The 257-nt window shown below is 59.1% G+C and carries 1 protein-coding gene; it reads left to right on the top strand.

Annotation, left to right across the window (positions count from 1 at the left end; genetic code table 11):
- The coding region (locus HU738_RS25845; RefSeq protein ID WP_217871566.1) for an immunoglobulin-like domain-containing protein at positions 1 to 257 on the top strand (257 nt) is incomplete at both ends.

Here is a 257-nt window from a genome sequence, read left to right as displayed (position 1 = left end):
ACGACGTCTACCAAGGTCACGCTGCCGTCAGTAATCAAATCACTGCAGTCAGCGGAGGCAACTACGAAAATTTGGTTGCCAACCAGGTACCGGTCTTTACCACCGTCACCGATGTTCAGGACACCACCACCGTCACCCTGAGCGCCACGCCGTCCGTGGCGGAAGGCGGGATCATTATCTATACGGCGACAGTGGGCGCCCCTGTCACCGGCAGCCCGGTCGTAGTCAGCTTGGCCAACGGGCAGACCATCACCATT

This window comes from Pseudomonas vlassakiae (assembly GCF_014269035.2).
Classification (GTDB): domain Bacteria; phylum Pseudomonadota; class Gammaproteobacteria; order Pseudomonadales; family Pseudomonadaceae; genus Aquipseudomonas; species Aquipseudomonas vlassakiae.
This window is presented reverse-complemented; position numbering and strand designations above follow the sequence as displayed.